This window comes from Coprococcus eutactus (genome assembly GCF_001404675.1).
GTDB lineage: Bacteria > Bacillota > Clostridia > Lachnospirales > Lachnospiraceae > Coprococcus > Coprococcus aceti.
In genome coordinates this window covers 82085-95614 of sequence record NZ_CYXU01000002.1, presented here as the reverse complement: position 1 = coordinate 95614, position 13530 = coordinate 82085, and the positions used below count along the sequence as shown (strand labels likewise).

The following is a 13530-nucleotide window of genomic DNA, read 5'->3' as shown; positions in this document are numbered from 1 at the left end:
TTCCTACAATGGACAAGAAAAAATTGAACGCAAAAGACTTTATCAACATTGGTATCTTTACTGTCATCTACTTTGTGATGTTCTTTATCACGGGTATGCTGGGTTACATTCCTATCTTTGCAGTTATCATTCCATTGGTGTTGGGAATACTGGGCGGCATCCCGTTCATGCTGTTTCTGACAAAGACAGGGAAATTCGGCGCGGCTACTATTATGGGTACGCTGGTCAGTGTCCTCTGCTTTCTGATGGGACAAAGCTGGATTTCAATTCCGTTTGGAATTGTATTCGGTTTCCTGGCTGATTTGATCTTCAAGGCAGGCGAATATAAAAGCTGGAAACATACTGTGCTGGGATATTGTGTGTTTACCGAATGGGTAATCGGCTCCATGCTGCCTATGTGGATTATGAGAGATACCTTTTTTGAGGCTTATAGAAGCAAGGGAGGTACGGATGAATACATCAATGCCGTTATGGGCCTTACCGCTAACTGGATGCTACCGGTAGTTATTGTTTTAGGCATCGTCGGCGGAGTGATCGGCGCTTATTTAGGCAAGGCAATTTTGAAGAAGCATTTTGTAAAGGCGGGCATTGTTTAATGAAACCAGAATTATTACTGTCGGTTGATTCTAAGCAGAGCTTTTGGATTGATCCGAGAACAAAGCTGTATATGTTAGTAATATTCAGCATTGTAATGATTGATGGAAAAACGGACGGTATTAGTTTCTGGTTAAAGCCGATTTTGGCATTGATACCTTTTTTCCTCCTGCTTTCGGGCAGGAGGAAAAAGATTGCTATCATTTATTTAATTGTTTTTATTGTTTCGTGGACGGTAAATGTGTTTCTTGTTCCGTATATGGGATTAATAGGAACAATTATAATATCGCTGTTGGCTCAATTTGGGACAAGATGGTTTCCAAGCGCCATGATGGGCTATTATCTTCTCTCGACTACAAAGGTTAGTGAATTTGTCCTTGCCATGCAGCGTATGCATATACCAGAAGCATTCATTATCCCGTTTTCTGTTATGTTCCGGTTCTTCCCTACAATTTCCGAAGAAGCGGGATCTATTGGAAACGCTATGCGTATGAGAGGAATCACGGGGAAAAATTTTTTCAAGAATCCACAAGCAGTATTAGAATATCGAATTGTCCCTCTTATGATGTCTGTAGTAACAATAGGGAATGACCTGTCTGCGGCAGCTTTGACAAGAGGGTTAGGAAACGGAAAAAAGCGTACAAGCATTTGTAAGATCGGTTTCCATTGGAAAGATTTTGCGCTTATGATTATTGTTACTGCTGCCCTGTTGGTGTTCCTGCTTTTTTAGGAGGGCTGAAATGATAGAGTTTAAGGATGTAGCCTTTCAATATGAGCAAGGCAGTTCAAAAGGAAAAATCGAAAATATAAATTTGACTATCCATGACGGAGAGGTTGTTTTGATCTGCGGAGAATCCGGCTGCGGAAAGACTACACTCACACGTTTAATAAATGGGCTTATCCCGCATTATTACGAAGGAACGCTTACCGGGCAGACGATTGTGGAAGGGATAGATGTAAAAAATGTATCCCTTTATGCTTTGTCTGGTGTGGTTGGTTCTGTTTTTCAAAATCCAAGGACACAATTTTTTACAGTGGATACTACCAGTGAAATTGCATTTGGATGTGAGAATTTGGCAATCGACGCAGACGAAATCAATTTGCGGATAGAAAAAACGGTAGGCGCGTTAAAAATCGAAGATTTACTGAATAGGAGTTTATTTGCACTGTCCGGTGGCGAAAAACAGAAAATTGCCTGTGCGTCCGTTTCCGCAATGGAACCGGATATATTTGTACTGGACGAGCCATCTTCCAATTTGGATATTAAATCAATCAGAGAATTAAAAGATGTATTGCGGAAATGGAAAGCACAGGGGAAAACGATTGTGATTGCGGAACATCGCCTGTATTACCTGATGGATATTGCAGATCGCGTTCTATATATGCAGGGCGGGCAAATAAAAGAAAACCTTTCCATCTCCGACTTCAAAAAGAAATCTACAGGCGAATTGCACGCGCTGGGTCTTAGAACTTTACAGTCTGAAGATTTTAGTAAAATGCAGAGCACAGTGTGTGCGACAAAGCAGCTATATATCAGGGACTTTGAAGTTTCTTATAAAAATGCTTCCGGAGGTAAGACGAAAAAGCGGAAGGTGCTGGATATATCAGATTTGATGATTCCGCAAGGTTCGGTGGTTGGAGTAGTCGGCAACAATGGAGCCGGGAAAACGACTTTTGCTAACAATTTATGCGGATTGCTCAAAACCGCAAAAGGCTGTATGAGCATGAATGGAAAAACTTATATGGCAAATCAGAGAATTAAGACCTGCTATATGGTTATGCAGGACGTAAACCACCAACTTTTTACGGAAAGTGTAATGGATGAAATCTTGCTTAGTCTGGATAATTCAGATGAAGAAAAAGCGGTGCATGAGGCAGAAAGTATTATGGAAAGTCTGCACATTTCAGAATTTAGAGACGCCCATCCTATGTCGTTGTCCGGCGGACAGAAACAGAGGGTAGCGATTGCCAGCGCGATTGCGTCTGATAAACAGGTTATTGTTTTTGACGAGCCTACAAGCGGATTGGATTATCGGCACATGAAAAAAGTGGCAGAGAATTTGCGGGAATTGAGTTCGTTGGGGAAAACCTTGTTTATTGTTACTCATGACCCGGAGCTGATTGCGGAGTGCTGCAATTACTTTGTCTTTATAGAAAACGGAAAAGTGCTATGGAGTGATGGATGGAACAGAATAAGCCGGGAACGGTTGCAAAAGTTCTTTGCCTTTGAGGATGACTAAAGATGAAGATTCATGCATCTGGGGAGGACTATCTGGAAGCTGTATTGGTACTTCAAAAGAAGCTCGGTATGGTGCGTTCGGTGGATGTTGCCCGGTACATGGAGGTTTCAAAACCCAGCGTATGTTACGCAGTAGGAACTTTGCGAGAGGGCGGTTTTTTGACAATGGATGAAAAGCATTATCTGCACCTGACAGAACTTGGCCGGGATATGGCTGAAAAAATTTACGAACGCCATTGTTTTTTTACTCATCAACTTATATCCGTTGGAGTTAATCCACAAATTGCAGAAGTTGATGCTTGTCGTATGGAACATGCAGTCAGTGATGAAAGTTTTCAAAAACTGAAAGAGCATGCGATGAGAGAGATTGCTTCACAAAAAATTGACAATATATTTGATGATTTTCCTGTGAAGAAGTAGAAAAGGTTGCTTTGCTAAAATAGATTAAATATGAAAGACACAAAATACAAGATATTAGCATATTTTGACAATCAATCATATCGAAAACTATTCAATGAGGTAAACTCAGATTATGCAGAAAATCTACAAATTTTACTGCATAATTTGAGTTTATTTTCTTATGATGTGCTTATAATAGGAGTGATCCTTTATAAAGAGAACATAAGTAATATTATATCTGCTATTAGAAAAATAACGCAGATACCAATTATTATTTTGGCGGATGCTTCTTCTTTATTGTGTATGTCATGGAAAAAAGAATCAATATACGCTGGTGCAGATTGTGTAATGGATATAAATAGCACTATAGAAGAAGTAGATCTGCAGATTTTTTCATTGGCACGACGAAACAATAAACAAAAAATAACTCAAAAGCAATCCGAAACGATGATTAATAAGGGAAAACTTGTAATGGATCATAAGAAACATAAAGTATTTTGGAATAGAGTAGCGTTACATTTAACACGACAAGAATATAATTTTTTATACTTATTAGCGGTGACACCGATGAGAGTATACACATTTGAACAGATTTACCAGCTTGTATGGAAAGATTATTCCGTTGGTGATATTAAAAATATCATTTGGTGTCTGGTAAAGCGATTAAGAAAAAAGCTGAATGCCGTTGAAGATGGTGCCGGGAATTGCATTGTCAGTGTGCGAGATATAGGCTACAAATTTGAATTGAATAAAGAAAACGAACAGCAGTAGTATCCGAAATACAGGTTAAAAATTTGAATTGAATAATGAAAATGAGCAACAGTAAGGCGAATGATCCGTAAAAAGATTGTCCGTCTTATTTTTATTTATTCTGGAAAGAAGGTGATAAAAACTGACCGTCAATTGACAGGTTTCTGACCGTTAGCTGACAGGTGCATCCGATACACTGTGCCTTTGTAAAGATATGATTACAAAGGAGATCCGTGTTTGCAGGGAGACAGCAGAGATGCCGGACATTCCTGTAGACAGGAAGAACGAGCCAGGTCACCGCCACACTCCGATTTGATTTCGCAAAAATTCAGATCGGAGGAAAACATAAGTGGCTTACAATAAAGCAAAAGAAGAATATAGATGGAACCAGTGGAAAGCAGAGGAAGAGAAGATCCTGCGTGAACAGGGCGTGGATGAAGAGACGATCCAGAAGCTTCGGGAGTATGACTGGGACGATTTCAATGCAGAGCGGAGATTCCGGGAACACCAGACCTCGCTTCTGGACTGTATGGAACTGCTCCTGGAAGAAAAAGAAACCAAAGAGTCCCAGCCGGAGAGCGTAGAAGCCCTGCTGGATACCGTGGAGAACGAAGAACTGCTTCAGATTCTGTTATCAACTGATAAGAAAACTCTTCAGATGATTGTCCTGAAGATGATGGGATATGCACCAAAAGAGATCAGTCATCACATGGAACTGCCGGAGCAGACGGTTTATACAAGACTGCGGAGATTAAGGGAAAAGATCAAAAAGTCCATGAAATTTGAATAAAACAAAAGGTTCTCATCGGCTGACTATTAGAACGAACAGACAGGAGGATTGATACGATGGATGAGAAAGAAGTGTCCGAAATGCAGGAAGAAATGATGACGGTACTGGTAGTCGAGCCGATGAAGGCCCCCTATGTCAAGCACATCCCAAATGAGCTGGAGGATCTGCAGCAGGCGGTAGGCGGTGACATTGAAATGACCTATCCGTTTGATGATGAAGTTGGAATCCTTTTAAACGGCAATGGAAAATTTGAGGGATTGCCACTGAACCGGGCGTTATATGATGATCATGGACAGGTCTATGATGCGATAGCCGGGACTTTCCTTGTAGTAGGGCTGACAGAAGATGATTTTACTTCGCTGACACCGGAACAGATTGAAAAGTTTAAAGAAAAATACCAGTCACCGGAAATTTTTACTCTGTTTAACGGAGAACTCCATGTGATGAAGATGCCGCCGGAAGAAGAAAAAGAACAGAAAGAAAGCCGGAAGAACGATGCAAAACAAAAGAATCCGGCAAAGAAGAAAAACAGATCCGGGGATGCAAGATAAAATATTTTTTTGTGAAGTGAATAAAAAAATACACTGCCATCGGCTAGTAAGCAGAGGGACATCCCTCGGCTGTTCTTTGGCAAGTGAATATCGGCACTACAGGTACGTTCCCAACCGTAGAAGCGTGACAGTATGAGCGCCATGATTAAGTATAGGGTAAAGATTCTTAGACTTGGAGCGAGAAAGCATAGCTGTGAATAAGGCGGTGGCAGCCTTTCGCCAGGATCACGGATGGGGGATAATGATACACGTTACCAGCCAGAGAGCGGAAGATGGACTCCGGGTTGTAATCAGAAAGACCCCTAGGACATCTGTGAGCGGCGGCAGGCCAGCCGCCCGCCTGTAGTGTCCCCTTTCCCAGAAGAAATACAGGAATAGTTCCGGGGGTGCGAGGTCAAATGCGGAACAGCAAGATAAAAAAGAAATCAATGAAGAAGTGTGTCGTTGATATCAGATACCATGCGGCTGTAGGAGACTACAGCCGTATTCTTGTGGTATTAACGTCACATCAAGGGGAGAGAACAGATGGAAGAAACAAAAAGAAGTGGAATGAGCAAGGATCAATTCTGGAATCTGATTGAAAAAGCAAAGGAAGTGTGCGGCACCGATCTGGATGCTTCGGTAGTGTGGATCAAGCAGCAGCTCTTCTATATGACACCGGAGGATGTCCTCCAATTCCACAATCTTGTTTACAGTTACCGGGATGCGGCTTATAAGTACGGCTTATGGACAGCGGCAGGTATTATGATGGAAGCAGGGTGCAGTGATGACAGTTTTTCCGATTTTCGGATGTGGCTGATCGCCCAGGGAAAAGAAGTTTATCTGAATGCCTTAAAAGATCCGGATTCCCTTTCCGGCGTGACTCCGTATGGGTACTGTAGTTTTGAAGCGTTGGGATACATCTCATCGCAGGTCTACAGTGCCATGAAAGGGAAAAATATCTATCAGGACAGTACGGCAAGAATGCAGATGGAATGTTATGAGCAGGTGATCCGGGATATTGTGTACCATCCCATGATCGAGTATCCGCTGGAATTACCGGAAGCAATGGTGGTATATCCGAAACTCTGTGAATGCCATTTGTCCGAGCAGGTAAGGAAAGCTCCTCAGAAAGTAAGGACATGGAATGTTTCCCGGACGGATATCCGAAGGATGATGGCAAGAGGGAATGCTGCCATAAAGAAAATGCAGGAACAGGAACAGAATACACCGGAAGCGACCAGACCCGTCCGTAAGGGTACGGTAAGATAAGCTTTCTGGCAAGGAGAAGTAATGTGTTATAAAAATGAATATCAGAAAAGGGCACATGGCGAAGTGGAACAGATCTTTCGGGAGCTTCTCCCGGAAGCCGGGCTTCATGTAAGGGAAGAACAGATCCGTCTCTGCCATGAAATGCTGGATGCCCTTATGAAAAATGAAATCACGCTCTGTGATGCAGGCGTCGGCATCGGAAAGACCTATGCCTATCTGACAGCCTGCATCCTGATGCGGAAATATAGTGTACTGCATTCCGGTTATTCGGGATGTGACAGGCGGTCTGTAGTGGTATCCACTTCCAGTATCGCCTTACAGAAAGCCATCATAGAGGAATATGTTCCTTTCTTATCGGATGTACTGTTAAAAGCAGATCTGCTTCAGGGAGAATTAAAAGCAGTCGTCCGCAAGGGAAAGGAACATTTTGTATGCGATTACAGGCTGGCCCAGAGATTAGAGGCAGTCCGGGACAAGAATAAAAATCAGGCACAGATGGAGGCATTGAAGTCCCTCCGGCATAACTTTGATTTAGATTCCGTACATAACCTGAGCGGTTTTGACCGCAGGCTGGTGTGCGTACCAAAATTCTGCCCTAGGGAGTGTCCGGGAAAAGTAGAATGCCGTTATCAGAAGCATCTGGATAGTTCCAGGAAAGAGGACATTTTTTTACAGATTTGCAATCACAATTATCTTCTGGCAGATGCCATGCACCGGGCAAATGGGTACCGGCCGCTTCTGGCAGATTACAGGGCGCTGGTTGTGGATGAGGCCCATAAACTCCCGGAAGCCGCCAGCCAGATGTATGGAAGAAGCATTGGAAGGGAAGATGTGCAGGAGATTGCTTACTTTTTAGGCAGAGAGCATAAAGGCACGGATGGAAAACGGCTGATGGAAGGGTTTTCTGCACTTCAGGCGGAGATCCGAAAGCATCGGAAAGATGGCACAGAGGACATGGCTGGAAAAGAAAGTTTTTATTTTCCGCCGGGAGCTGGCACAGCCTTAGCCCAGATGCAGGAAAGGCTTCAGCTTATGATCAAAAGGCTTGCCGGGAATATTCCTTACTGGATCTTTCGGCGGATGGAAGAGATGGAAGAGCTGTTCGGATGGTTTTTAAAGAACGACAAGCGATATATTTTGTTTTTACAGCAGGACAGCCGGGGACATTTAACCTTTATGGCAGTCAACCGGGAGATCCCGAAGTATCTGGATGCGACTTTATGGAGCCGGGGATTTCCGGCGATCTTAACCAGCGGCACCTTAAAAGCCGGGAACGGGTTTGCAAGAACCAGACAGATGACCGGGCTGGAAAAAGAAACGGGCGTCCGGGAGTGTGTGGCAGAATCCCCATTCTGTTACAAAGAGAACTGTCTGCTTTACATCCCGGAGCATTTAAGACCTATGAAAAAGGGAAGCAGGGAAGAGGCCGAGCAGCTTGCCGGGCAGATCCGTGATCTGGTGTGTTCCACTTACGGGCATACGCTGGTACTGTTCACATCTTATACCCTGATGGGAAATGTGCATCAGCTTTTGCGGGATCAGATCCCGTTCCCGATGGTGCAGGTATGGAGAAACTCCCAGGAAGAGATTGCACGGTTTAAGAAGATGGAGAATGCAGTGCTGTTCGCAGCCGGCTCCTGCTGGGAAGGTGTGGACTTTCCGGGGGACATGGTATCGTCTCTCATCATCGTAAAACTGCCATTTTCTGTTCCGGACCCCATCCATGAAGCACAAAAGGAGCAGTACCGATCCCTGGAATCCTATATCCAGACCATCGTAGTCCCGGATATGCAGAAGAAGCTGCGGCAGGGATTCGGCCGGGCAATCCGCACGGAGCAGGACACCTGCGTTGTGTCCATTTTGGATCACCGGACAGCAAAGAAAGGCAGGTATCGGAGTGATGTTCTGGAAGCACTGCCAAAGTGCCAGATGGCAGAACGGATCGAAGAAGTAGAAAATTTTATCCGAAGCCGGAAAGTGGAGCGGTACTATAGCTGAGAACATCCGTGGCGTTATTGGTTCTGCCCAGATCCGGGTAGCAGACAGGACAAAAAGTTTAGTGGTATTTCAGGGGCGGTTTGGAGCGAATTGGTGGTATTGGTGATAGCTTTATTGGCATGAGTTGGGTATACTGTGTATAGCGTTAGAGGAAAGGAGGCAGACAACATGAAGCGATATAAAGTGGAAATGCAGCGAGAAGGTTCCGTAAAATATTTCTTTATACGGGATATGGAAACACTGGAAATTGTGTTGCTGCCAAGCAAGTATCTAATGCATCAGGTGCGGGCAAACCGTTCCCCGAATACTATACGGAGAAATGCATTTGCCCTTGCCTACTACTGGGAATATCTGCTGGAAGAAGAACATGAAGCAGAAGATGTCTATGGAATGGATTACGAAACGCAATATGATTTTTTCGCAGAATATCTGAAATGGCTGAAAGCCGGGAAACATACCGACAATTTGGATAAAGAACCGCAGAATAAAACCTGTAACGCTTACTTAAAAGAAGTGTTCAGGTTTTATTCTTTTTTAGAAGTAGTCAGAAATAACGGTTCCTGCCTGTCGGTATTATCCTATAATCAGCCGATCACAAAGGCAAATGCCATCGGGGTCAGAAGAACCATCCGCTCCCGGTCATTTAAAGGATACTTAAAAGAAGAGGAACGAAACGTCCGGGCAGCCGAACGGAACGAAATCGTAACGATTTTAGAAGCCTGTACAAACTGCAGGGATCAGGTGTTGATCTTACTGACATCGGAACTGGGATTCCGCATCGGTGAAATTTTGGGAATTGATTATACCAAAGACATCGATTACGAAAACCATGAGATCCGGGTAGACTTCCGGGATGATAATGAAAACGATGCAAGAGCAAAAAATGCCGAAGAGCGAAGAGGACGGGTGAGCGATGATACCTTTGAATTCCTGCTTTATTATATCGGGGAATACTGGGACATCCTGCAAAAACAGGAATACCTGTTTATTAACATCAAAGGGGATACCATAGGGAAGCCGTTAAGAGTAGACAGCGTCTACGATATGTTTGAACGCATGGAGAAAAAGACTGGGATCAAGATCACACCGCACATGCTTCGAAGATATTATGCAAATACGAGGTGGGAAGCAGACTGGCCGCTGGAAATGATCAGCCAGGCACTGGGACACAAGCATCTCGATACAACCATACGATATCTGAATGTTTTAGATGACAAGCTGAAAACAGCAAGTCAGGAATTTTACCGCCGATATTCCAAACTTTACGGAGTAGAACAGTTTTTGGAAAGCAGGAGGTGAAGATAGATGCCGGCAAGAAGGGTGTTTGCTTGGGAGCCGGAAGAACAATGGACATCAAGTGAAGAACGGGAAAAGAAGATAGAAGAACTGAGCCGGGAATTAGATGAAAGCATGGACAGCAACTCTGGAAAAGGCTGTCTGAAAGCATACTTGGTAAAAAATGAAGTGTGGCATATAGCAGACATCGATTATGAGCTTAGAGTGGATTATAAGAAATATCTGAAAAGCACTTATTCTGATTCAGTAGTACGCAGCTATTTACGTGGAATGGATAAGGCAAAATTATATGCAATCAGAAAGCATGCCAATACGTTAAAAGGAAAACAGGAGATAGCAAAGAATACAGATTTAATCCAAGAACTGCTCTTTTTACCATATCACCCAAATCCGGCAATCGCAGAAAGATATGACTGCAAAGTTGCTATTGATAAATTAGTTTGGGATTTTCGTGTAAACGGCTCAGAACTATGCAAGCGTCAGCTTTTAGAAATTATCGAAGATGTCGTACTGCGTGACATAATGCTGAGAGAATGCACAATGCGGTTAAACGGTTTGAAGGTGGTATATCAATTTTGTATGCAGGAACATATTGAGGATTTAAGATATATTACACAGGTACAGGCCGATAAACTTGAAAAATATGCAGATACGGCATATGCAAAAGAGCTTGCAGAAAGAGAACTCCGAGAATGTCAGAAATATCTTTTCTGCCATGCCAAGAATATTTTATGGGATTCAACAGTCTGGTATTTGGAAAGACTGCATCTGGAACAATATAGAGTCAACCCATCCAATCCTGTGAAAAAATTTTCCTTTATGGGCATAGAAAAAAGAGAGAACCGGGAAATTTTGCAGGAATACATGAAATACTGTCTGGGTGTTACACATTTGGCAATGAGTGGCATACAAGCCGAATTCTACAGGATTCTGGCATTTGCCATGTGGATGGAAAAAGAAACCGCGATGGAGCTGAAACTTGCATCAGAAACCGAAATAAAAAAATATTTCCAGACAATTGAGTTAAAAGAAGCTTCTTATTTTAATGATATTGTTATAGCAATCTATCAGCTATATGAATATCTGCAGACGAAAGAAATCATAGACAGGATACCATTTCGTTATGAGTATTATTTGAAAAAAGAAATACATTGTCATAATAACCGAAGCGTAGAGATGGAAATATATGAGAGGATTCTGAGAGAATTAAAAAATTTCCCTGAAATTCCAAGATTGATCCTTTTACATTCTATGCTGATTGGACTAAGGATCAGTGAAGTATGCACCCTGAAAGGGGATGCTTATTCCTGGCAGGGAAGAGATGCGTGGATACAGGTTTATCAGATGAAAATGCGAACATACAAAAGAGTACCGATTCCAGATGTTCTTTATAAGATTATGAAAAGATATTTGGAAAAATATCATATTGGAAGTGAGGATTATGTTTTTCAAAACAAACGGGGAGGGGCATATCAGTATGGTTCGTTTAAGTGGCAAATGAAAGAACTGTTTAATAAGAGGCAGGATATTTTCAAAGGGTATGATTTTAAATCACATGATTTCCGCCATACGATAGCGACTCTGTTATATGATGACGAAGTCCCTCTTCAGAGTATCCGGGACTATCTGGGACATGATTATGAAGAGATGACACAGCAGTATGTGGATTTTATGCCAAAGAAAATTTCAGCAGCGAATCAGGAGTTTTTCAAGAAAGGAGAAAACAGCCTGGCATCAGGAATCAAGAAGTGCAAACGTGGAAAATAAATTTTACATAAAAAAATTGGACTCTTATGAGAAAGCAAGTGAAATTTCAAAAATACGAATGGGAACAGAACCTTCGTATGACCTTGATTTACTGCCGTCTGTACAGATGCAGAAAGAAATGAGGGAGTTCCTGAAATACAGAGGACAACAGCTTGGGGCGGAAAAATTTTATACTGAGAGAAGATTTTACCATCATTTATGTAAAATGCTGCAAACCAGAAGAGACAGACCGGAAAGTTTTTTGGACTGGGACAAAGAAAAATGGAAGCAGCAGATGAAAATATGGCTTTTACAGCAGAGATTGCCCCTGACAGAAATTGCAAAATCCCATTGTGGGAATGAAACGGTATCACAGGCAAAGACATTGCACTATATTGACCGATTAATAGATTATTTCCTTGATTTAAGAGATGCTGATGTAGATGAGATGACAAAGGATGTCTGGCAACTTGAAAAACTTGATATACAAGTGAAACAGGATTTGACGCGCACGACCAGAATTATAAATTTTAAGGAAATCTCCCAGCAGGATCTCAGAGAGGAAGTAAAAAAGGCAATTTATTTTCAACTGAAAACAGAAAGCATCGGTACTGTAAAAAAAGAAATGACTGCCATTCGAAGGTTTTCAAGATATCTGAAGGAAAACAATAAAGAAGTAGATTCCTGCTCAAAGCTGGACAGGAAAATCATGGAAGAGTATTTGATATACATGAAAACAGAAGATACCGGGACAAAAAGATATCGGGCGGAGCTGACGAGACTGCGGGCATTGCTGAATATGGTAGCTGACGTCTATCAATATCCGCAGGTAAAGGATTTAATTTTGAATCGGGATATTCCACCAGATATAAGGGGAGAAATCAAAATTTATTCCGATCAGGAATTAAAGCGATTTAATGCTTTCCTTACGAAAGTGGATGTGCAGACGGCGAGACTTATGCTTATTCATCAAATGCTTGGAACAAGAATGTCAGATACACTGACACTCAGGACAGACTGCCTGATTGAAAAAGACGGTGAAACCATAATACAGATTCACCAAATGAAAACACATTTTTATGAAAAACCGATTAGTCAGGAACTGGCTGTCTTAATAAAGGAAGCGATTCGATACAGAGAAAAGGAGCACGGAAAAGGTAAATACATTTTTACAAGTTTAAGTGATCCTTCAAAACCAATGAAATATGCTACAGTCCAGCAAAAAATTACAGATAAAATATATCAGGAAAATCTCCGAGATGATAAGGGAGAATATTTTGGATTCGGTTCTCACATGTATCGGCATATTTATGGCATGAAGCTTGCCGAGATGCATGTGGATGACTGGACAATCGCAAGACTACTGGGGCATAGAAGCCTGAGAAATGTAAAGTATTACAGAAAGATGAGCAACAAAATACTGGCAGATGATACACGAAAAACAAGAAACCGATTATCTAAGATGGTACTGGAATGTCTGGAAGGATGGGAGGAAGAATATGAACAAATACGATTCGATGATAGCCTGCAATAAAAAAGCCAGTGAAGAAAAAGTAAACAGGGCAGTGACAGAAATCAGGCAGATGCTGACAGAACGGGAAAAAGTGACGGTCCCAAAACTGACAAAGAGGACAGGATTGTCCAGAGGATTCTTTTATAAGAATGAAACGGTCAGAAAAGAAATGGATCGTGCTCTGGAGCAGCAGGCAGGAATGATAGACCCCAAAAGATACATAGGTGACATTGTACTGAAGAATCGGATCAATGTATTAGAAGAACAGATCCGGGAGCTGAAACGTGAAAAAGAGCAAATGGAAAAAGAAAATGTAAGATTGAGAAAAGCCTTAAACAAGAAAGACCTGAACGTATTAAAAACTTTATAATCTGAATTAGAAAATAATCTGCAACGACCGGGA

At 42.1% G+C, this 13530-nt stretch carries 13 protein-coding genes; all 13 read left to right on the top strand.

Going from position 1 to position 13530, the window contains the following annotated elements:
- Positions 1-8: 8 nt before the first annotated feature.
- The 13 genes from ARA78_RS04835 (at position 9) to ARA78_RS04775 (ending at position 13497) form a co-directional block, all read left to right on the top strand.
- On the top strand, positions 9-596 hold the full coding sequence (locus ARA78_RS04835; RefSeq protein ID WP_055155783.1) for an MptD family putative ECF transporter S component: 588 nt from the start codon (positions 9-11) through the stop codon (positions 594-596).
- Complete coding sequence (locus ARA78_RS04830) at positions 596-1324, top strand: energy-coupling factor transporter transmembrane component T (protein WP_055155784.1); 729 nt, start codon at positions 596-598, stop codon at positions 1322-1324. Before ARA78_RS04835 ends, ARA78_RS04830 begins: the two co-directional genes overlap by 1 nt.
- Before the next feature lie 10 nt (positions 1325-1334).
- Positions 1335-2834, top strand: coding sequence for an ABC transporter ATP-binding protein (locus ARA78_RS04825; RefSeq protein WP_055155785.1), 1500 nt, complete (start codon positions 1335-1337; stop codon positions 2832-2834).
- A 2-nt stretch (positions 2835-2836) separates the two neighbouring features.
- Positions 2837-3253, top strand: coding sequence for a metal-dependent transcriptional regulator (locus ARA78_RS04820; protein ID WP_055155786.1), 417 nt, complete (start codon positions 2837-2839; stop codon positions 3251-3253).
- A gap of 30 nt (positions 3254-3283) precedes the next feature.
- Positions 3284-4003: a winged helix-turn-helix transcriptional regulator gene (locus ARA78_RS04815; RefSeq protein ID WP_055155787.1), complete on the top strand. Its 720-nt coding sequence runs from the start codon at positions 3284-3286 to the stop codon at positions 4001-4003.
- Positions 4004-4331: 328 nt separating this feature from the next.
- Complete coding sequence (locus tag ARA78_RS04810; protein WP_008400020.1) at positions 4332-4772, top strand: ECF-type sigma factor; 441 nt, start codon at positions 4332-4334, stop codon at positions 4770-4772.
- 56 nt (positions 4773-4828) lie between these two features.
- Positions 4829-5323, top strand: coding sequence for a DUF3846 domain-containing protein (locus tag ARA78_RS04805; RefSeq protein WP_055155788.1), 495 nt, complete (start codon positions 4829-4831; stop codon positions 5321-5323).
- A gap of 525 nt (positions 5324-5848) precedes the next feature.
- Positions 5849-6574 carry a DUF4240 domain-containing protein gene (locus ARA78_RS04800; RefSeq protein WP_055155789.1) on the top strand — a complete coding sequence of 242 codons (726 nt, stop codon included), beginning with the start codon at positions 5849-5851 and terminating at the stop codon, positions 6572-6574.
- Between the two features lie 21 nt (positions 6575-6595).
- A complete protein-coding gene (locus ARA78_RS04795; protein WP_055155790.1) occupies positions 6596-8572 on the top strand; it encodes an ATP-dependent DNA helicase in 1977 nt (658 codons plus the stop codon).
- A 168-nt stretch (positions 8573-8740) separates the two neighbouring features.
- A complete protein-coding gene (locus tag ARA78_RS04790; RefSeq protein ID WP_055155791.1) occupies positions 8741-9871 on the top strand; it encodes a tyrosine-type recombinase/integrase in 1131 nt (376 codons plus the stop codon).
- Positions 9872-9877: 6 nt separating this feature from the next.
- On the top strand, positions 9878-11635 hold the full coding sequence (locus tag ARA78_RS04785) for a tyrosine-type recombinase/integrase (protein ID WP_055155792.1): 1758 nt from the start codon (positions 9878-9880) through the stop codon (positions 11633-11635).
- The gene (locus ARA78_RS04780; protein WP_055155793.1) at positions 11625-13148 is read left to right on the top strand and encodes a tyrosine-type recombinase/integrase; all 1524 of its coding nucleotides are present in this window, start codon (positions 11625-11627) and stop codon (positions 13146-13148) included. The genes ARA78_RS04785 and ARA78_RS04780 overlap by 11 nt, the downstream gene beginning before the upstream one ends.
- Complete coding sequence (locus tag ARA78_RS04775) at positions 13114-13497, top strand: DUF6262 family protein (RefSeq protein ID WP_055155794.1); 384 nt, start codon at positions 13114-13116, stop codon at positions 13495-13497. The genes ARA78_RS04780 and ARA78_RS04775 overlap by 35 nt, the downstream gene beginning before the upstream one ends.
- The last annotated feature ends 33 nt before the right edge of the window (positions 13498-13530 follow it).

Excerpts from the sequence above, each read along its gene's own strand:
- ARA78_RS04835 (WP_055155783.1), top strand. The coding sequence starts at position 9 with ATGGACAAGAAAAAATTGAACGCAAAAGACTTTATCAACATTGGTATC.
- ARA78_RS04830 (WP_055155784.1), top strand. The coding sequence starts at position 596 with ATGAAACCAGAATTATTACTGTCGGTTGATTCTAAGCAGAGCTTTTGG.
- ARA78_RS04825 (WP_055155785.1), top strand. The coding sequence starts at position 1,335 with ATGATAGAGTTTAAGGATGTAGCCTTTCAATATGAGCAAGGCAGTTCA.
- ARA78_RS04820 (WP_055155786.1), top strand. The coding sequence starts at position 2,837 with ATGAAGATTCATGCATCTGGGGAGGACTATCTGGAAGCTGTATTGGTA.
- ARA78_RS04815 (WP_055155787.1), top strand. The coding sequence starts at position 3,284 with ATGAAAGACACAAAATACAAGATATTAGCATATTTTGACAATCAATCA.
- ARA78_RS04805 (WP_055155788.1), top strand. The coding sequence starts at position 4,829 with ATGGATGAGAAAGAAGTGTCCGAAATGCAGGAAGAAATGATGACGGTA.
- ARA78_RS04800 (WP_055155789.1), top strand. The coding sequence starts at position 5,849 with ATGGAAGAAACAAAAAGAAGTGGAATGAGCAAGGATCAATTCTGGAAT.
- ARA78_RS04795 (WP_055155790.1), top strand. The coding sequence starts at position 6,596 with ATGTGTTATAAAAATGAATATCAGAAAAGGGCACATGGCGAAGTGGAA.
- ARA78_RS04790 (WP_055155791.1), top strand. The coding sequence starts at position 8,741 with ATGAAGCGATATAAAGTGGAAATGCAGCGAGAAGGTTCCGTAAAATAT.
- ARA78_RS04785 (WP_055155792.1), top strand. The coding sequence starts at position 9,878 with ATGCCGGCAAGAAGGGTGTTTGCTTGGGAGCCGGAAGAACAATGGACA.
- ARA78_RS04775 (WP_055155794.1), top strand. The coding sequence starts at position 13,114 with ATGAACAAATACGATTCGATGATAGCCTGCAATAAAAAAGCCAGTGAA.